The sequence below is a fragment of the Streptomyces sp. NPDC093510 genome, from assembly GCF_040683555.1.
Classification (GTDB): domain Bacteria; phylum Actinomycetota; class Actinomycetes; order Streptomycetales; family Streptomycetaceae; genus Streptomyces.
Window position 1 is genome coordinate 1 of record NZ_JBFBEE010000037.1, and the last position, 18,719, is coordinate 18,719.

At 70.5% G+C, this 18,719-nt stretch carries 19 protein-coding genes; 11 read left to right on the forward strand and 8 right to left on the reverse strand.

Features of this window, described 5'->3' with window-relative positions; all coding sequences use genetic code 11:
• Position 1: 1 nt before the first annotated feature.
• Together AB0N81_RS37955 and AB0N81_RS37960 are read left to right on the forward strand one after the other, a co-directional pair.
• A complete protein-coding gene (locus AB0N81_RS37955; protein ID WP_365366733.1) occupies positions 2–1,105 on the forward strand; it encodes an acyl-CoA dehydrogenase family protein in 1,104 nt (367 codons plus the stop codon).
• A gap of 140 nt (positions 1,106–1,245) precedes the next feature.
• Entirely contained in the window at positions 1,246–2,295 is a 1,050-nt protein-coding gene (locus AB0N81_RS37960; protein WP_365366735.1) for an HAD-IIIC family phosphatase, read from the forward strand.
• A gap of 90 nt (positions 2,296–2,385) precedes the next feature.
• Here AB0N81_RS37960 and AB0N81_RS37965 read toward each other — a convergent pair whose 3' ends face one another.
• The 3 genes from AB0N81_RS37965 to AB0N81_RS37975 all read right to left on the reverse strand — a co-directional run bounded on the left by AB0N81_RS37965 (position 2,386) and on the right by AB0N81_RS37975 (position 5,128).
• On the reverse strand, positions 2,386–3,048 hold the full coding sequence (locus tag AB0N81_RS37965; protein WP_365366737.1) for a class I SAM-dependent methyltransferase: 663 nt from the start codon (positions 3,046–3,048) through the stop codon (positions 2,386–2,388).
• Positions 3,049–3,164: 116 nt separating this feature from the next.
• A complete protein-coding gene (locus AB0N81_RS37970) occupies positions 3,165–3,800 on the reverse strand; it encodes a response regulator transcription factor (protein WP_365366864.1) in 636 nt (211 codons plus the stop codon).
• Positions 3,801–3,862: 62 nt separating this feature from the next.
• Complete coding sequence (locus tag AB0N81_RS37975) at positions 3,863–5,128, reverse strand: sensor histidine kinase (RefSeq protein ID WP_365366740.1); 1,266 nt, start codon at positions 5,126–5,128, stop codon at positions 3,863–3,865.
• A 253-nt stretch (positions 5,129–5,381) separates the two neighbouring features.
• Here AB0N81_RS37975 and AB0N81_RS37980 point away from each other — a divergent pair, with 253 nt between their 5' ends.
• On the forward strand, positions 5,382–6,011 hold the full coding sequence (locus AB0N81_RS37980; protein ID WP_365366742.1) for a hypothetical protein: 630 nt from the start codon (positions 5,382–5,384) through the stop codon (positions 6,009–6,011).
• Positions 6,012–6,174: 163 nt separating this feature from the next.
• On the forward strand, positions 6,175–6,975 hold the full coding sequence (locus tag AB0N81_RS37985) for a GAF and ANTAR domain-containing protein (protein ID WP_365366744.1): 801 nt from the start codon (positions 6,175–6,177) through the stop codon (positions 6,973–6,975).
• Positions 6,976–7,421: 446 nt separating this feature from the next.
• On the opposite strand, the gene AB0N81_RS37990 is transcribed toward AB0N81_RS37985, so the two are convergent.
• A complete protein-coding gene (locus tag AB0N81_RS37990) occupies positions 7,422–8,393 on the reverse strand; it encodes a fumarylacetoacetate hydrolase family protein (protein WP_365366746.1) in 972 nt (323 codons plus the stop codon).
• Between the two features lie 185 nt (positions 8,394–8,578).
• On the opposite strand from AB0N81_RS37990, the gene AB0N81_RS37995 reads away from it, so the two are divergent.
• From AB0N81_RS37995 to AB0N81_RS38005, 3 genes are all read left to right on the forward strand, one after another.
• Positions 8,579–9,217 carry an SMI1/KNR4 family protein gene (locus tag AB0N81_RS37995; RefSeq protein ID WP_365366748.1) on the forward strand — a complete coding sequence of 213 codons (639 nt, stop codon included), beginning with the start codon at positions 8,579–8,581 and terminating at the stop codon, positions 9,215–9,217.
• A gap of 94 nt (positions 9,218–9,311) precedes the next feature.
• A complete protein-coding gene (gene htpG / locus AB0N81_RS38000) occupies positions 9,312–11,141 on the forward strand; it encodes a molecular chaperone HtpG (RefSeq protein ID WP_365366750.1) in 1,830 nt (609 codons plus the stop codon).
• A 316-nt stretch (positions 11,142–11,457) separates the two neighbouring features.
• Entirely contained in the window at positions 11,458–12,624 is a 1,167-nt protein-coding gene (locus AB0N81_RS38005) for an alkaline phosphatase PhoX (protein WP_365366752.1), read from the forward strand.
• A gap of 46 nt (positions 12,625–12,670) precedes the next feature.
• Here AB0N81_RS38005 and AB0N81_RS38010 read toward each other — a convergent pair whose 3' ends face one another.
• The 3 genes from AB0N81_RS38010 to AB0N81_RS38020 form a co-directional block, all read right to left on the reverse strand.
• Complete coding sequence (locus AB0N81_RS38010) at positions 12,671–12,943, reverse strand: DUF3253 domain-containing protein (protein WP_365366754.1); 273 nt, start codon at positions 12,941–12,943, stop codon at positions 12,671–12,673.
• A 72-nt stretch (positions 12,944–13,015) separates the two neighbouring features.
• A complete protein-coding gene (gene gdhA / locus AB0N81_RS38015) occupies positions 13,016–14,383 on the reverse strand; it encodes an NADP-specific glutamate dehydrogenase (protein WP_365366756.1) in 1,368 nt (455 codons plus the stop codon).
• 122 nt (positions 14,384–14,505) lie between these two features.
• Complete coding sequence (locus tag AB0N81_RS38020) at positions 14,506–15,402, reverse strand: dihydrodipicolinate synthase family protein (RefSeq protein WP_365366758.1); 897 nt, start codon at positions 15,400–15,402, stop codon at positions 14,506–14,508.
• Between the two features lie 71 nt (positions 15,403–15,473).
• Here AB0N81_RS38020 and AB0N81_RS38025 point away from each other — a divergent pair, with 71 nt between their 5' ends.
• From AB0N81_RS38025 to AB0N81_RS38035, 3 genes are all read left to right on the forward strand, one after another.
• Positions 15,474–16,430, forward strand: a complete 957-nt coding sequence (locus AB0N81_RS38025; RefSeq protein WP_365366760.1) for a LysR family transcriptional regulator — start codon at positions 15,474–15,476, stop codon at positions 16,428–16,430.
• A gap of 150 nt (positions 16,431–16,580) precedes the next feature.
• Positions 16,581–17,006 carry a DUF6003 family protein gene (locus AB0N81_RS38030; RefSeq protein WP_365366762.1) on the forward strand — a complete coding sequence of 142 codons (426 nt, stop codon included), beginning with the start codon at positions 16,581–16,583 and terminating at the stop codon, positions 17,004–17,006.
• A gap of 45 nt (positions 17,007–17,051) precedes the next feature.
• Positions 17,052–17,255, forward strand: coding sequence for a hypothetical protein (locus AB0N81_RS38035; protein WP_365366764.1), 204 nt, complete (start codon positions 17,052–17,054; stop codon positions 17,253–17,255).
• Between the two features lie 6 nt (positions 17,256–17,261).
• Here AB0N81_RS38035 and AB0N81_RS38040 read toward each other — a convergent pair whose 3' ends face one another.
• On the reverse strand, positions 17,262–17,924 hold the full coding sequence (locus AB0N81_RS38040) for a helix-turn-helix domain-containing protein (RefSeq protein WP_365366766.1): 663 nt from the start codon (positions 17,922–17,924) through the stop codon (positions 17,262–17,264).
• Between the two features lie 95 nt (positions 17,925–18,019).
• Between AB0N81_RS38040 and AB0N81_RS38045 the strand changes: the two genes are divergently transcribed.
• Positions 18,020–18,709, forward strand: coding sequence for a nitroreductase (locus AB0N81_RS38045; RefSeq protein WP_365366768.1), 690 nt, complete (start codon positions 18,020–18,022; stop codon positions 18,707–18,709).
• Positions 18,710–18,719 lie beyond the last annotated feature (10 nt).

Genomic DNA, 18,719 nt, shown 5'->3' on the forward strand with positions numbered 1-18,719 from the left:
GGTGGCAGGTGAGGCCGACGCCTGGGACCGGGCGGGGCTGCTGCCCATCGGCCTGCTCAGAGAGCTCGGCGCCGCCGGGCGGCTGTGTGCCCAGGTCCCGGCCGCGTACGGCGGCCGGGCCCTGTCCAGCGCGGCCGGCGGCGCGTTCACCGCGCACGTCGGCAGCCTGTGCAGCTCACTGCGGTCCGTCATGACCTCGCAGGGCATGGCCGCCTGGACCATCGAGCGCTTCGGCACCGCCGAGCAGCGCACGGCGTTCCTGCCGCGGCTCACCGGCGGCGGGCTCGCGGCGGCCGGGTTCAGCGAACGCGGCGCCGGAAGCGACCTGTCCGCCATGACGACCCGGGTGCGCCGCGACGGCGACACGGTGGTCCTCGACGGCCACAAGGTCTGGGTGACCGCGGCACACTACGCCGACCTGCTCGTCCTGTTCGGCCGGTACGACGACGGTGCCGGCGGCGGCGACGCGGATGTCGCGGACGGGGACGAGGCGGTTGCCGTCGTCGTCCCCGCGGACACTCCCGGCGTCCGCGTCACGCGCGTCGCCGACCCGCTCGGCTGCCGCGCGGCAGGGCACGCCGACATCGCCCTCGACGCGGTGCGGGTCCCGGCGGCGCACGTGCTCGGCGGCTCGTCGCTGCCCCTGCCGCTGCTGGTCACCACCGCCCTCGCCTACGGGCGGATGTCCGTGGCCTGGGGGTGCGTCGGCATCCTGCGCGGCTGTCTGACGGCCGCCACCAGGCACGCCGCCACCCGCGAACAGTTCGGCGTTCCGCTGGGGGAGCACCAGCTCGTCGCCCGCCATCTCGCCGAGCTCTTCGTCGCCGAGCAGAACGCCACCCGCGCCTGCGAGCACGCCTCGCGCCGCTGGGACGAGGGTTCACCGGAACAGGTCGTGGCCACCGTCCTGGCCAAGCACGTCAGCGCGGTCAACGCGGCCCGTGGCGCGGCCACCGCCGTCCAGGTCCTGGCCTCCGCCGGAGCCCAGGACGGACACCTGGTGGCCCGCGCCCACCGCGACGCCAAGCTGATGGAAATCATCGAAGGCAGCAATGAGATGTGCCAGTTGATGCTGGCCCGGCACGTCCTCGGCAGCAGCGTGTGAAGGGAATCGGAGTGACAACCACCGGAGCGAACACGCCCACGGCGGCCGCGGGGCCCGCGGGGACCACTGGGACCACGGGGACACACGACGCGCCGGGCGCGTCCCCTGCATCCGCCCCCACCCCCGCCCCCACCCCCGTAATGAAATGTCTGGTCTGGGACCTCGACAACACTCTGTGGCAGGGGACCCTCCTGGAGGACGGTGAGGTGACGCTGCCGGACGCGATCCGCGATGTCGTCGTGGAGCTGGACTCCCGAGGCATCCTCCAGTCCGTCGCCAGCAAGAACGACCACGAAACGGCGTGGGCCCGCCTGGAGAAGCTCGGCGTCGCCGAGTACTTCGTGCTGCCGCGGATCGGCTGGGGACCCAAGTCGGAGTCCGTACGCCGGATCGCCGAAACCCTGGGCTTCGCCCTGACCACCGTCGGCTTCATCGACGACCAGCCCGCCGAACGCGCCGAGGTCACCTACCACCTGCCCGAGGTCCGCTGTTACGACGCCGAGGCCGCGCAGCTCCTCCCCTCCCGCCCGGAGTTCACGCCGCCCATGCAGACGGTGGACTCCCGGCGGCGGCGCCAGATGTACCAGGCGGGCTTCCTGCGCGAGGCCGCACGGGCCGAGGCGACCGGGCCGGACGAGGACTTCCTCCGCTCCCTGGAGCTGGACATGCGCATCGGCCGCGCCACCGACGAGGAGCTGTCGCGCGTCGAGGAACTCACCTTGCGCACCAGCCAGATGAACGCCACCGGGGTGCACTACTCCGACGCCGACCTGCGCAGGCTGCTCACCGATCCCGGCCACGAGGTCCTGGTGGTCACGCTCACGGACCGCTTCGGCCCGCACGGCGCGGTGGGTGTGCTGCTGCTGGAGCGCCGCCCGCAGGCGTGGCACCTCAAACTCCTCGCCACCTCGTGCCGCGTGGTGTCCTTCGGCGCGGGCGCGACCGTCCTCAACTGGCTCATCGACGAGGCGGCCCGCGCGGACACCCATCTGGTGGCCGACTTCAGGCCCACCGAGCGCAACCGCATGATGGAGATCGCCTATCGCTTCGCGGGGTTCACGGACGGCGACCCGTGCTCCTGTGTCGCGACGCTCCCGCAGGCGGCGGACGACCTCCAGCGGCTGCATCTGCGGCCCGCGCCGCGTCCGGCGTCGACGACGGTCAAGGTGAGCGCGGTGTCCCTGGCCTGAGCGACGACGGCGGGCGGAAGCCGCCGGGGCGGCCCCGGAACGAGCGCCACGCGCCCCGGGGCCGCCCCGTCCCGCATCAGCACCCGGACATCAGCGCTTACGGGCCAGGGTGATGCCGTCCGCCATCGGCAGAAGGGAAATGTCCACGCGCTCGTCCGTGGTGAGCGCCGAATTGAGCTCGCGAATGGCGACGGTGTCCGCGTCGTCGAATTCCGGGTCCGCGACGCGCCCGAAGAACAGCGTATTGTCGATGACCAGAAGACCACCGCTCCTGGTGAGAGTGAGAGCCTTTTCGTAATAGGCGCGGTAGTTGGTCTTGTCGGCGTCGATGAAGACGAGATCGAAGGCTCCGGCGCCCCGCTCCGCGAGCAGCTCGTCCAGGGTGTCCTTCGCGTCCCCGACGCGCAGCTCGATCCGGTCGCCGACGCCGTCCCGCTTCCAGTACGAGGCGCCGATGTCGGGCCACCGGTCGGTGACGTCGCAGGTCACGACCTTGCCGTCGGCGGGCAGCGCACGGGCCATGCACAGTGTGCTGTAACCGGTGAAGGTGCCGAGCTCCAGCACCGCCCTGGCTCCGGTGAGCCGGACGAGCAGGGCGAGTAACTGCCCTTCCTCCGCCATGACCTGCATGGCCGTGCCCCCGGGCAGCTGCGCCGTTTCCTCCCGCAGTCCTCTCAGAGCGTCATCGTCGCGGAGGGACACGTCCCTGACGTAGGAAAGGAGCATGTCGGTGGAATCGATCTGATGAGCCATGAAGGCAACGCCTCCCACTATACGGCTGGTTGCATCCTGAATGGAGAATCCCTTCACGACCGTAACAGTGAATGCCGTCCCGCGACTCCCGAACGAATAGGAAGGTTCCGTTCAGATCACAGGAGACCCATGTCGCGGGCGCACAGGGCGGCTTGGGTGCGGTCACGCAGGGAGAGGCGGCCCAGGATGTGGGAGACGTGGTTCTTCACGGTGCCCTCACTGAGGTACAACTGCGCCGCGATCTCCCGGTTGGTCCTGCCGCGCGCCACGAGCCGCAGGATGTCGAGCTCGCGCGGGCTGAGCAGAGCGGCCGTCTCCGCCCCGGGGCGCGGGGCGGGCAGCGACGCGGCGAGACGCCGGGTCACGGAGGCGTCCAGCTGGGCGACGCCCGCGTGCGCGAGGCGGACCGCGCGGGCGAGTTCGTCGGCTGGCAGGTCCTTCAGCAGATAGCCGCAGGCACCCGCGCGCAGCGCCTGGACGACGTACTCCTCGTCGTCGAACGTCGTCAGCATCACGGCCCGGCACTCCGGTGCCTCACCGCGCAGGACGGTGACGGCCTCGACACCGTCCATCCCCGGCATCCGGACGTCCATCAGTACGACGTCCGGCCGCAGTTCGAGCACCTTCGCGACGGCTTCGCTGCCGTCCATGGCCGTGCCGACGACCGTGATGCCCGGCCGGACGGAGAGCAGGGAGGCGATGCCGTCCCGGATGAGCCGCTGATCGTCCACGACGAGAACCCGCACCGCCACCCCCGCCTCTGTCCCCGCCTCCGCCCCTGTCCCCGCCTCCGCCACCTCCGCCTCCTCCTCGCTCACGTCGTCCCTCCGCCGGCACCGCGCGGCACTGTCACCGTGAGCCGCGTCCCCGCGCCGGGGGAGCTGTCGATGTCCACGCTCCCGCCCACCAGGTGCACCCGCTCCCGTATCCCGAGCAGCCCGAACCCGGGAGCGACCGTGTCCGGGCTGAAGCCGCACCCGTCGTCGCTCACCTCCAGCCGCGCGGCACGCTCCGCGAGCAGGACCGTCACCGTCACCCGCGACGCCCGCGCGTGCCGGCGGGCATTGGTCAACCCTTCCTGCGCGGCGCGATACAGCGTGGTCAACTCGGCGTCCCCATAGCCCTGTTCAGTGCCGTCCAACTCCACGGTGACGCGCGGCCGGGCCGCCTCACTGTCCCGTGCGAGCTCCGCGAGTGTCACCGCCAGCGACCTGCGCGGTGCCTCGTCGCGCAGGGTCCCTACGGACTGCCGTACGTCGCCGAGTGCGCGTCTCACCGACTGCCGTGCCTCGTCCACCGCGCGCCGGGCGGAGTCGGGATCCAGGTCCCGGAACTCCGAGGCGAGCTCCAACTGGACGGAGACCGCGGTGAGATGGTGGCCGAGGCTGTCGTGGATGTCCCGTGCGAGACGGTTGCGTTCGGTCGCCGCGGACAGGGCCGCGACCTGTGCGGCGTACACCTCCACCGCCTGCCGCGCCCGCTGCTCGCCGACGGCGACGGCTGCCATGGAGAGCGCGAGGACCAGGCCGACACACAGCATCAGCAGGTCCGACACGTGCTCCACATCACGGTGCCAACCGGGGGCGGTCAGGGCGAACCCGCTCAGCAGGCCGGCCACGCACAGTGCGCCCAGCGCGAGCGCGACACCGCGCCCGAAGACGAAGTACGCAGTGAACGGCAGCAGCACGAACAGCACTTGAGCCAGCCCGGACACATCCAGAGCGACCACGGCCGTGATCAGGACGCAGCGTCCGAGCAGCAGCGACGCCTGGACGTGGGCCCCGCGCCACGCGCTCAGCAGCACCTTCCGTGCCGCAGCCCCGCGTCCCGCCCCCGACGCTCGCCCGCGCCGCTCACCCCCACGCACCGCGCCCACCAGGGGCGTCCGCCCCGCCGTGACGCGCCGTTCCACCGCCTCCAGGGCGAACAACGCCCCCAGCCCCCCGGCGAAGCAGGCCGTGCGCCCGGGCGACGTGCCGGACCCGGCATCCAGGCCGGCCACCGCGTAGTAGAGGCCGCCGGACAGCACCGCGGCGTAGAGCAGGGGAGACACCCACGGCACCGGCACGTACGCGGCCATGCGCCCACCCCCTCCGTGCCACCCACGCTAGACGGGGCGGCGGCCGGAGAGCGAGGGGAAGCCGGCACCCCGGCGGGGAATGGCCGAGCGGCACGTGCCCGTCGGCCGGGCGGCGGCGGGCCACGCCATGACGAACGGCAGCAGGTCCCGCCGTTCCGCACCTGCCGCCGCCGACCGCCGGCTCCCTAGCGTTCTCGGCCCAGGCCCCGCACTTTCACGGCCGGCCCCGCCCCCGACACATCGGAGCACCCACATGCCCACCTCCTCAACCATGGACCACACCCGCCCCTACCGCATCGGTGCGCTCTCCGGCCTGCTGGCCGGGCTGCTCATCGCGTTGCCCGCGCTCGTCGAGGCCTTCACCGGGGAGACCACCGCGACCAGCTTCTTCCTCGCGCTGTCGCCCGCCTTCTCGCTGCCGCTGCTCGCCGCGCTGCACCGGCGCCAGGGCGCGGTCACCGGCCGGTTCGGAGAGACGGCCTACGTCGTCAACCTCATCGGCCTCGGCCTGTTCGGCGGGGCCGCGTTCGCGTCGAACCTGGTGCTGTTCCACTTCGACGACGCGGTCATAGAAGAGACCCTGACGGGCCCCACGATCCCCGCACTCATCGGCTCCGCCGTCGTCTTCGCCGTGGGCTGCGTCCTGTTCGGGGCGGCAACGGTCCGCGCCCGGGTGTTCCCACGCGTCCCGGCATGGGCCTACGCGACAGCGCTGCCCCTCTTCGCCTTCTTGATCGCCCTGCCCGACTCCGTGCTCACCAGCGCCCTGCACATCGTGGTCGGCGCCACGCTGACCTGGCTCGCGGCCGCCCTATGGCGAATCGACGGGGCAACTGCCCCGCGTACGGCGGAAGATCACGCGACGCACACCGCTCCCCGGTGATCTGCGACAGGCATATGCGACATCTGCCGTACAGCTGTTTCGTGATCCTGGCAGGGAGTAGGTTGACAGTAGGTCGCCCCCCCCCCGCCGGGTGGTATTCCGCCCAGCCCCCGTTGTGTGCTTCCGGCCTTGGTCGCCGACCTTCACCGGACCGGAGGCCACCATGCCCAGCTCGCCGTTCACGCAGCCGGACCCGCCCTCGAGGAACGGCCTATCGGGCCTGCCGCGGGAGGCCCGCATCACCGCCGCGCTGATCGACCTGGCCGACACCCTGGTCGACGACTTCGACCCGGCCGAGTTCTTCTACCGCGTCGCCGAACACTGCATGAACCTCCTGGACATCGGCGACGCGGGCGTCATGCTCGCCCCCGCCGACGGGTCCCTGCGGCTGGTCGCCGCCTCATCCGAACGCGTCCGCCTGGTCGAACTCTTCGAACTCGACGCCAGTGAAGGCCCGTGCTGCACCGCGTTCCAGCAGGCCGTGGCCGTGGACCACACCATCGACAGCGTCGCCGCGTCACGCTGGCCGCGCTTCACCGCCCGCGCCCGCCCCGCCGGCTACACCTCCGTGCACGCCACCCCGATCCGGCTGCGCAGGGAGACCATCGGCGTACTCAACCTCTTCCGCCGCGTTCCCGGCCCGCTCCTGGAGGCCGACCGGCATCTGGCCAGGGCCCTGGCCGACGCCACCGCCATCTCCCTGCTCCAGCAGACGACCCTCGACCAGCACCGCACCGTACGGACCCAGCTCGAAACAGCCCTCGTCACGCGCACGGTCATCGAACAGGCCAAGGGATTCCTGACCGCCCGCCACGGAACCGACCCCGACACCGCCTTCCACCACATGCGCACCCACGCCCGACGCCACCATCTGCGCCTGGCCGACTTCGCACGCGAGATCGTCGACGGCACCATCACCCTCCCCCCGCCCAGCGGCACCGACAATGCTCCCGCCACGACCTGACGCCGTGCTTGCGTGTGCGCCGGTGCGCCCACCGTGCTGCGGTCCGGCGCGAGAGCCTGTAGCGATTTCTCACCCGGAGCGCCTACCGTCGGCCTCAGAGGCTGACGCACGTGCTGAAACCCCGCATGGCGGCCATGCCTCGTGGCTCCCCAGACCCCGGGCTGCGCACAGGACAGCACGGCCGTAGACGGCCGGAACCCTCTGATCCTCGGCAGCGGACACGGAGGGTCCCGGCATCCCGTCCTCCCGGCCGCCCCTGGAGCGGGTCCCGCGCGCTCCAGCAGAGGCAGCAGGGAGGACAACGGCGTGGGAACACCAGTGGAGGGGAGCCACCTGTTCCCGCGCCACGCGGCCGCCGCCGATTGCCGACACCCGGCGGCGGCCGCGTGCACGGAGGCAGCGCGGCCCAGGGCACCGAAAGAGTGTGAGCGCGCCCTGGCCGTCGGTCACGGCCGTTCCCGGGAGCGGCGCCGGCCGGCCGGGAGAGGGACGGGCTCGGCGCCGGGGACGACGGTGTTGGTGAGGGTGCCGATGCCCTCGACGGTGAGAGTGACGGTGTCGCCCGGCTCCAGGGACGGCGGGGTCTGTTCGCCGCGTCTGCCCCACAGTTCGGCGAGGCAGCCACCGTTGCCGCAGGTGCCGGAGCCGAGGACGTCGCCGGGGACGACACGGGTGCCGCGGGAGGCGTAGGCGGTCATCTCCTCGAAGGTCCAGCTCATGTTGGACAGCAGGTCGTGGCCCACGATCTCGCCGTTGACCTCGGCGGTCAGGGCGAGGCGCAGGAAACCGTCGGCGTCACGGTGGGGCTCCAACTCGTCGGCGGTGACGAGGTACGGGCCGAGGGCGGTGGCGGTGTCCTTGCCCTTGCACGGGCCGAGGCCGACCTTCATCTCCGCGCCCTGGAGGTCGCGGGCGGACCAGTCGTTGAAGACGGTGTAGCCGACGATGTGGTCCCGGGCCTCTTCCGGGGTGAGGTCGCGGCCCTCGCGGCCGATCACGGCACCCACCTCAAGCTCGAAGTCCAGGACGGCCGAGCCGGGCGGCACGGGTATGCCGTCGTGCGGTCCGAATATCGCGTGGGGGTTGGTGAAGTAGAAGGCCGGGGCCGCGTACCACTCCTCGGGGACGCCGCCGGTTCCCTCCACGGAGCGGCGTACCCCCTCGACGTGTTCCTCGAAGGTGACGAAGTCCCGTACGGACGCGGGCTGGAGAGGGGCCAGCAGCCGGACCTCGCAGACGTGCGGGCCAGGGGGCGCGTCGAGGGCGGCCGCGCCGGCGGCGAGCAGCCCGGGGAGCCCGCCGGTTTCCTGGACCAGGACGGTGAGCGAGGAGACGCCGGGCAGCGGAAAGAGGGTGCCGTCCTCTTCCACGACCGCCACCCGGCGGCGGTGTCGGTTCTCGTAAGCGGCGAAACGCATGGTGCGGCTCCGGCGGAGTGGGGTCGGGCGAGAGCACCAATCTGGCCCCGCCACCCATGACCAGGGAAATCGTTTCTGTGGATGGCTGCCATCCGTACGACAGATCCCCTCGGCTGAAGAAGCGACGCCGCCGCTCGAACCGACCGGGCCCTTCCTGACGCGCCGCGCCGGGCTACGGTGACGGCGTGAACGACGACACGCGACGTGTGCAGAAGATCCAGGAAAGGCAGATAGCCGACGCCTGGCACCGTATCGAGACCTGGTTGCGTCACCACGCTCCCGCCACGGTGCCCATGCTGCGACCCGGCGCATCGGAGGAGCAGCTCGACGCCTTGCAGCAGACGCTGGGCGTGCGCCTGCCGGCGGATTTGAAGGCCCTGTGGCGGCTCTGCGCGGGCACGTATTCGGTGCCGGGGGCCGCTTTTCTGTGGGAGCAGTGGGCGCCCATGAGCTTTCCCGCGGTCATCGAGGTCTACCAACGGCACATGCTCCGGCAGCAGCAGCAGCAGCGGCAGCAGCAGAACGACGACGAGTTCTTGATCTGGCGCGCGGCCTGGATCCCGGTCTGTGCCTATGCTGCCGACGACCACACGTCCGGCCTCTACCTGGACGCCGAGACAGGGAGACTCGGTTACTGGGACCGGTTCGGAGAACGCAGGGTCGAGTTCGAGTCCCTGACCACCTACCTGGAAGAGACGGCCGACGCCCTGGAAACGCCCGCCCTCGTCACCGGATACAAGCCCGGCCTGGTGAACGGGGCACTGGTGTGGGGACCGCCCTCGGATCCGGAACAGGCGGGGCTGTGGGTGCCGTGCCGCGGATGACGAGTCCGTAGGAGGTGGGACCCCCGCGCCACCCCGTGAAACCGTTGTCGGAAAATGTTGGCGTCGCACAGACCAACCGCCCAGAAGGGAAGTCATGAGTACCGAGACGCTGGAGTTCCAGGCCGAGGCGCGGCAGTTGCTGGATCTGATGGTCCATTCGATCTACTCGAACAAGGACATCTTCCTTCGCGAACTCATCTCCAACGCCTCTGACGCCCTGGACAAGCGGCGCCTGGCCGGCCTGAAGGACGACGGCCTCAAGACGGACGACCTGCACATCGGGATCGAGGCCGACAAGGAGGCCCGCACGCTGACCGTGCGGGACAACGGCATCGGCATGACGCGTGACGAGGTCGTGGGGCTGATCGGCACCATCGCCAGGTCCGGAACGGCCGAGACGCTGCGCCGGCTCAAGGAGAACAAGGAGTCGGCCGAGCTGATCGGCCAGTTCGGCGTCGGCTTCTACTCCGTGTTCATGGTCGCCGACAAGGTCACACTCCTCACCCGCAAGGCGGGCGAGCCGACGGGAGTGCGCTGGGAGTCGGGCGGCGACGGCACGTACACGATCGAGACCGTCGAGGACGCCCCCGAGGGCACGTCGGTCCGCGTGCACCTGCGGCCCGCCGACGAGGAGGACGCCCTCTACGACTACACCGATGAAGGCAAGATCCGGGAGATCGTCAAGCGGTACTCGGACTTCATCTCCTTCCCCGTCCGGATGGGGGAGACCACCCTCAACTCGATGAAGGCGCTCTGGGCCCGCCCGCGCTCCGAGGTGAGCGAGGAGGAGTACCGGGAGTTCTACCGGCACATCAGCCACGACTGGACGGACCCGCTCGACATCATCCAGATGCGGGCCGAGGGCACCTTCGAGTACGAGGCACTGCTGTTCCTGCCGTCGCGGGCCCCGCACGACCTCTACCAGCGGGACGCCCGCCACGGCCTCCAGCTGTACGTCAAGCGTGTGTTCATCCTGGACGACAGCCGCGAGCTCCTGCCCGACCACCTGCGCTTCGTCAAGGGTGTCGTGGACGCCGCCGACCTGTCGCTGAACATCTCCCGCGAGATCCTCCAGCAGGACCGGCACATCCAGCTCATCCGCCGCCGCCTGGCGAAGAAGATCCTGGCGTCCATCAAGGACCTGATGACCAAGGACGCCGAGAAGTACCGCACGTTCTGGCGCGAGTTCGGGCCTGCCGTCAAGGAGGGACTCCTCGACGGGACGGAGGACCACAAGGCGATCCTCGACATCGCCTCCTTCGCCTCCACCGCCGGCGAGGAGCCCACCACTCTGGCCGACTACCTCGCCCGGAAGCCGGAGGACCAGGACAAGATCTACTTCATGACCGGCGACACCCGCGCCCAGATCGAGAACTCCCCGCACATGGAGGCGTTCCGGGCCAAGGGGTACGAGGTCCTGCTCCTCACCGACCGGGTGGACGAGATCTGGGTCGAGGCGGTCCGCGACTACGCGGGCACGGAGTTCCAGTCCATCGCCCGCGGCGCGGTGGACCTGCCCTCCGAGGAGGAGCCGTCGCCGGAGGAGGCCGACGAGTACGCGGCAGTGCTGACCTGGCTCAACGAAACGCTCGACGACGTCAAGGAGGTGCGCCTGACGACCCGGCTCACCAGCTCACCGGCGTGCCTGGTCAGCGACACCGACGGCCTCACGCCGGCCCTGGAGAAGATGTACAAGGCGATGGGCCAGGAACTCCCGTCGGTCAAGCGCATCCTCGAGCTGAACCCGAAGCACCCGCTGGTCGGCGCGGTCAAGTCCGCACACGACGAGCGCCCCGACGACCCGGGACTGAGCGAGACGGCCGAGCTGCTGTACGGCACCGCCCTGCTCGCCGAGGGCGGCGACCTCACCGACCCGGCACGCTTCGCCTCCCTGCTGGCCGACCGCCTCAGCAAGACGATCTGAGCGCCGAGGCTGCCGCCCGACGCTTGATGGGGAAGATTGCCGCGCGTACCGATGTACGCGCGGCAATCGTGCCCGTGGACAGCCCCGCCCAGGGGGCGCGCCGTGTGTGATCCGGCGCGTCATCCGGATCACAGAAGGTTTTCGCACAGTTCACTCGGTGCCCAACCGGCAACTCCCGCCCCACGAAGGCGCACCCCTTCGCCGTGAAAAGTTGGCCCACTCGTACCTGCCCCTGCCCGGGCAGGGCCCCTACGGTCCCTGTGACCGTCGGCGATGCCCGCCGACCCGTCGTTCGCTTCTCGGTGTAGGAGTCTCTGTGGACCGTCGCAATTTCCTGCGTGGTGCGGTGTTCGGCACCTCCGCCGCCGTCTTCGGTGGCACCCTCATGCACGGCGCCGCCTACGCGGCACCGGCCCAGAACGGCACCAGCCCCTACGGCGGACTGCTGGCCGCCGATGCCAACGGCATCATGCTGCCGGCCGGCTTCACCAGCCGCGTCATAGCCCGCTCGGGCCGAACGGTTTCCGGCACCTCGTACACGTGGCACGGCGCCCCTGACGGCGGCGCCTGCTTCGCCGACGGAGCGGGCTGGATCTACGTCTCCAACTCCGAGCTCGCCACCGGAGGCGGGGCGAGCGCCGTCAAGTTCAACTCCGCCGGTTCCGTCACGGGCGCCTACCGGGTCCTGTCCAACACCCGTAACAACTGCGCGGGCGGGGCCACTCCTTGGAACACCTGGCTGTCGTGCGAGGAGGTGAGTCGCGGCTACGTGTACGAGACCGATCCGTGGGGTGCGAAGGCCGCCGTCCGCCGCAACGCGATGGGTCAGTTCAAGCACGAGGCGGCCGCCGCCGACCCGGTGCGCAAGGTGATCTACATGACCGAGGACGAGTCGGACGGCTGCTTCTACCGGTTCACCCCGACCACCTGGGGCGACCTCTCCTCCGGCACCCTCCAGGTGCTGGTCGCGGGCACCGGCACGTCCGGCTCCTTCACCTGGACGAACGTGCCCGACCCGGACGGCTCGCCCACCTACACCCGCGACCAGGTTTCCGGCGCCAAGATCTTCAACGGCGGCGAGGGCTGCCACTACGCCGCCGACACCGTCTGGTTCACCACCAAGGGCGACAACCGTCTCTGGCGGCTCAATCTGCGCGACAGCACCTACGAACTCGCCTACGACGACAGCCTCGTCACCAACGGCACCGCGCCCCTGACCGGTGTCGACAACGTCACCGGCAGCTCCTCGGGGGACCTGTTCGTCGCCGAGGACGGCGGCAACATGGAGATCTGCGTCATCACCCCCGCCGACGTCGTGGCCCCCTTCCTGCGCGTCAACGGCCAGTCCGGCTCCGAGATCACAGGGCCGGCCTTCTCGCCCGACGGCAGGCGGCTGTACTTCTCCAGCCAGCGCGGTACGTCCGGGAGCTCTTCCGGCGGCATCACCTACGAGGTCACAGGACCCTTCCGCACCACGGCCTGAGCACGCACCGGCGCCCGGCGCACGGCCTCCGGCGTCGGGCCCCGGGTCAGTGGACGCGGCGGATCCGGATCGGGCCGCGGGCGTCCGTCGGGCTCACGGGGCGGCCCCCCTGCGTGATCTCCACCTCGCCGGCCGTGACCAGTCGGCGGGCGGCGCGGCGAGCCGGTTCCATGAGCGCGCGCCAACCGTCGTCCTCCCCTTCGTACACCGCACGTGCGGCGTCGGAGGGGCAGATCGTCGCGGACGGGCTGCGACGCTCCAACAGTTCCAGGATGGCCCGTTCCAGGCGCCGGTCCGTCTGCTGCTCGTTGTCCGTCACGTCCGTCAGTGTCGCACCGCAGGTCACGGGGGCCTGGATCTGCGGCGCGACACGGGCTGCCGGCCGGTGGTGTCAGATGACGCCCTGGGCGGACATCGCGTCCGCCACCCGCTCGAAGCCGGCGATGTTCGCGCCCGTCACGTAGTCCCCGGGGGCGCCATAGCGTTCGGCGGTCTCGTGGCACGTGCTGTGGATGTCGTTCATGATGCGCGTCAGCTCCTCCTCGACGCGCTCCGCCGACCATGACGTGCGGGCGTGGTTCTGGGCCATCTCCAGAGCGCTGACCGCGACACCGCCCGCGTTGGCCGCCTTGCCGGGACCGAAAGCGACTCCCGCCTGCTGGAAGAGGCGCACGGCCTCGGGGGTCGTGGGCATGTTGGCGCCCTCCGAGACCACCTTCACACCGCCGCGGATCAGCGCGGCGGCATCACTGGCGTCCAGCTCGTTCTGCGTGGCCGACGGCAGCGCGATGTCGGCCGGCACCTCCCAGACCCGCCCGCCGGGCACGAAGCGGGCCGAGGCGCCGCGGCGTTGGGCGTAGGTGTCCACCCGGGCGCGCTCGACCTCCTTGACCTGCTTGAGCAGGTCGAGATCGATGCCCTTCTCGTCGATCACGTAGCCGGAGGAGTCCGAACACGTCACGGCGTTGGCGCCCAGGGCGGCCAGCTTCTCGATGGTGTGGATGGCGACGTTCCCGGAGCCGGACACGACCGCCGTCCGGCCTTCGAGGGTCTCGCCGCGCTCACGCAGCATCGCCGCCGCGAAGAGGACGTTGCCGTATCCGGTCGCCTCCGGACGGATCAGGGAGCCGCCCCAGTTCGGGCCCTTGCCGGTGAGGACGCCCGCTTCCCAGCGGTTGGTGATCCGCCGGTACTGACCGAACAGGTAGCCGATCTCCCGGCCGCCGACGCCGATGTCACCCGCGGGTACGTCCGTGTGCTCGCCGATGTGCCGGTACAGCTCCGTCATGAACGACTGACAGAAGCGCATGACTTCCGCGTCACTGCGGCCGCGCGGGTCGAAGTCGCTGCCGCCCTTGCCACCGCCGATGCCGAGGCCCGTCAGCGCGTTCTTGAAGATCTGCTCGAAGCCCAGGAACTTGATGACGCCGAGGTTCACCGACGGGTGGAAGCGCAGGCCGCCCTTGTACGGGCCGAGTGCGCTGTTGAACTCCACCCGGTAGCCGCGGTTGACCCGCACGTGACCGCGGTCGTCCTGCCACGGCACCCGGAAGACGATCTGCCGCTCCGGTTCGCACAGGCGCTCGATCAGTGCGGCTTCGGCGTACTCGGGGCGAGCCGCGATGACCGGCGCCAGCGTCTCCAGCACCTCGCGGGCGGCCTGGTTGAACTCCGGCTGGGCCGGGTTGCGGTGTTCGATCTCGGTGAGCAGCTGCGAGAGCACTGGCTGCGCTGTCTTCGTATCGGGTCGCGTGGTCAAAGGGGCCCTTTCTGGCACGGCCGGCACGGTATTACGCGCATGTAAACACAGCGACCGGGCATCGGGTCCAGAGAGTGACCACTATGCGAGACCCGGCCATCGGGCCGACCTGTGGCGCCGTGTCATTCACGGCCCACGGCCAGAGGTGCCGCCCGGCGGACCGAATCGGCGGAGGCGGCCAGCAGCGGCATGCGCACGGCCGGGCTGGGGATGCGGTTCTGTGCGTACAGGACTCCCTTGATGACCGTCGGGTTCGGTTCGGTGAAGAGAGCGGCGGACAGTCGGGCCAGCTCGGCTCCGAGGCCGCGGGCGGGCGCGGCGGAGCCTCTTCGCCACAGCGCGATCATCTCGGCGAAGTCGGCTGTCCGCAGATTGGCCGACGCGACGATTCCGCCGTGGACGCCCGCCGCGACGAGCGGCGAGAGGACGATGTCGTCACCGCCGAGCAGCGCGAAACCCGGCAGGGGCGAGCCGAGCAATTCGATGGTGGTCGCGTCGATCACGCCGGTCGCGTGCTTGATGCCGACGACCTCCGGCAGGCGGCCGAGCGCGGCGATCGTGTCGGCGCTGAGCGTCTGTGCGGTGCGATACGGAATGTCGTACACGATCAGCGGGAGGCCGCCGTGCTCGGCCAGCGCGGTGAAGTGCGCGAGGGTTCCCGCTTCGCCGGGGCGGATGTAGGGAGGCGCGGGCACCAGCGCCGCGGCGACGTCCCCCTTGTCCGCCAGTTCCCGCAGGGTCGTGATGGCGGCGGCCGTGTCGTTGGTGCCGACCCCGACGATGAGCTGTGCCCCGTGTGCCCGGCAGGCGGCCGAGCAGATACGGACCACCGTCTCTCTCTCCTCGGCGGTCAGGGTGGCGGTTTCGGCGGTCGTACCGAGGGCGACAAGACCGGAGGCACCGGCCGACAGCGCCTCGTTGGCGAGCCGGGCCAGCGCGTCGGGGGCCAGGCGCAGATCGGCGGTGAACGGAGTGATCAGGGGGACGTACAGGCCTGTGAAGGTCGGTTCGGCGTTCATGGCTCCCACCCTGGCCCACACCACTCGGTAGATCCATTTCAGATTTCCGCCTTCACACCTAAGCTGAACTTATGCTCGATGTCCGTCGTCTTCATCTGCTCCGCGAACTGGACCGGCGGGGCACCATCGCCGCCGTGGCCGAAGCGCTGACCTTCACCGCGTCCGCCGTCTCCCAGCAGCTCGGGGTGCTGGAGCGGGAGGCGGGCGTGCCCTTGTTGGAACGCAGCGGCAGACGCGTGATCCTTACGCCCGCGGGCCGCTCCCTCGTCGCGCACGCCGACGCGGTGCTGAACCGCCTCGAACAGGCGGTCGCCGAGCTGGCGGGCGCGCGGGACGGCATCGGCGGACCGCTGCGTATCGGTACGTACCCTTCAGGCGGCCACACCATCGTTCCGCACGCGCTGGCCGAACTGACCTGCCGCCACCCCTTGTTGGAGCCCATGGTGCGGGAGATCGACTCCGCGCGCGTGTCCGACGGTCTGCGGGCCGGAGAGCTGGACGTGGCCCTCGTCCATGACTACGACTTCGTACCCGCGACGCCGGACACGACCGTGGACGAGGTGCCTCTGCTCGAGGAACCGATGTACTTGGTCACCCGTGCCGGGAGCGAGGCCACGCGAAACGGGAAGGGGAACGGGAACGGGAACGGGAACGGGAAGACGCTGGCGGCGCTGCTCGGGTCCTGCGCCGAGGTTCCGTGGATCACCGCGCGGGACGGTACGACCGGTCACGCGATGGCCGTACGAGCCTGCCAGGCCGCCGGATTTCAGCCGAGGATTCGCCACCAGGTCAACGACTTCCGCACCGTGCTGGCCCTGGTCGCCGCCGGGCAGGGAGCCGGGTTCGTGCCGGAGATGGCCGCCGTGCCGAGCCCGGCGGGCGTGGTGCTCACCGAGCTGCCGTTGTTCCGCCGCTCGAAGGTCGCGTTCCGCGCGGGCGGTGGTGCCCATCCGGCGATCGCCGCCTTCGTGGACGCGGCGACGACGGCGGTCGATCGCATGGCGGGCTCATGTCGTACGGCGGTTTGATGTCGTACGACGGGTTCCTGAGGTCGGGCCGACAGCTTCGGGCCACAAACCCTGAGTGAATCGGACGACCGCGGGCACGCGTGTGCCTGGGCCTCACCATTCGTGACCGGCCGACGTCCAGACGTCCGAACGAGAAGGCGATTTCCCGCGATGGCCGATGACGCGTACCTGTTCCTCCTCCCCGACCGGCACCCTCGACTGGGAGCGGCCCTCGCCGCCGTCGGAGCCCTGGAATGCAAGGAAACCCCTGCTGTGCACGGGTGGTTGCAGGCCCACGAGGCCTCCGTGTCCTCGGAGCAGGTCAGGATCCTGCCCGCCGAGGCCGAGACGCTCATCCCGGAGGATGCCGAGCGGCTGCCGGTGCCGTTGAGCGAGGAGGAGGCGGTGAAGGTCCGGCAGGAGTGCGCGCCTCAGGCCGACACGGACATGGAGAGCGAACTGCTCGCGTTCCGGGAGACGACCCAGGACCGGCAGGCCCTCGTGCATCGCGCCCTGAACGCGGGGATTCCCGCACAGCGCATCGCCCAACTGACCGGCCTCGACCCACAGGAAATCGACCGCCTGTGCTGTCAGTGAGCGGAAAGGCTGGCATCTGGAGGGTGCGTTGGGCACCATGATCGTGTGACGAACAACGAGGAAGTCGACGCACCGTCCATCGGCACAGGCATGGTCGTAGGCATGCTGATCGGCATTGCGGCCGGGCTCGTGCTCGGTCTGCTTGTTTTCGACAGCCTGGCGATGGGCCTGGTGCTCGGCGGAGGCGCGGGCGGAGTCCTCGGCACCACACTCCACGCGGCGCGACGCTCGCAGCGCCAGTCCCCGTGAGGACTCTCAGGCACCGCTCGGAGCGGCTGTCCGCGAAGGCCCGCGCGTAAGAGCCTGTTCCAACAGGGTCTTCGCCGCCGCGTGCGCGTGGCGGCCGTAGTCCGCCTGGTTCAGCACCATGGCACGGCTGGCTGCCCCGTCCGCGAGGGTCACCAGTTGCTCGGCGAGTGCGGCGGGTTCACCGCAGCCCAGTTCCGCCACCAGGTCGGTGACCAACCGCACCATCCGGAGCTTCTGTTCGCGGGCGTAGGCGTGGATCGGATTCTTCGGGTCGGGGAACTCCGCCGCCGCGTCGATGAAGGGGCACCCTCGCACTGAAGACGTGTCCGAAGCGGGCTGATCGAACAGGCGGAGAATCCGTTCGCGAGGGCTGAGGTCCGCACGGATCAGCACCCCCTCCATGGTGTTCCCCGACGAGACAAGCGCCTGCAAGTGGGCAAGCGCCAGTTCGTCCCTGGAGTGGAAGTGGGCGTAGAGCGTCCGCTTGGACACCGGTGCCGCCTCCGCGACCTGCTCCATGCCGGTTCCGGCGATCCCTTGTTCCGCGAACAGCCGGGCGGCGGCTGCCAGGATGCGCTCCCTCGCGCCCCGCCCGCCTCGCCGCGTCGTGTCACTCGTCGCGCCCGTACTCGTGCCCGCGCCCGTACCCATGCCCATACCCACGCCCATGAAGAAAGCATACGGCCGCGTTTACTTTGCCCGAGACGTGGGTCTACTATCTCACCGCAAGTAAACGGAGTCGTTTACATCGATGAGGAGTTCCCATGAGCCGGCCCGACCACACCGAGCTGAGCAGCCACGCGGAGAAGCTGATCCGCGCCCGCCGCGCGACGCGCGCCTTCCGGCCCGAACCCGTGCCCGAGGAGACGATGCGCGCGATGTTCTCGCTGGCCGGAGCGGCGCCGTCCAACTCCAACGCGCAGCCGTGGCGGGTGGACGTCGCCAGCGGCGCCTCGCGCGACCGTCTGGCGGAGTCCCTTCAGGCGGCCCACGCCGCACAGCGCACGTCGGTCGACTTCCCGTACAGCAACGACCTCTACTCGCCGGTGCAGCAGGAGCGGCGGGCCGCCTTCGGCGGCACGCTCTTCGGGACACTGGGCATCGGCTTCGACGACCATGCGGCGCGCGCGGCCTATGACGCCGAGAGCCTGGCGTTCTACGGCGCGCCGCATGTCGCGTTCCTCTTCGTCTCCGAGCGGGACAACGCGCGGCTGGCTGCCGACGTCGGCGCGTACATGCAGACACTCCTGCTGGCGATGACCGCGTACGGCGTGGCCAGCTGCCCGCAGGGACTGCTCAGCTTCTACGCCGATGAGGTGCGCGCCGAACTCGGTGTCACCTCAGGCAAACTGCTCGTCGGGATCTCGTTCGGGTACGCCGACGACGCCGCACCGGTGAACCACATCGTCACCGAACGCGCCACGTTGGGGGAGACCACCACATTCCACGGCTGACGCCCGGCCC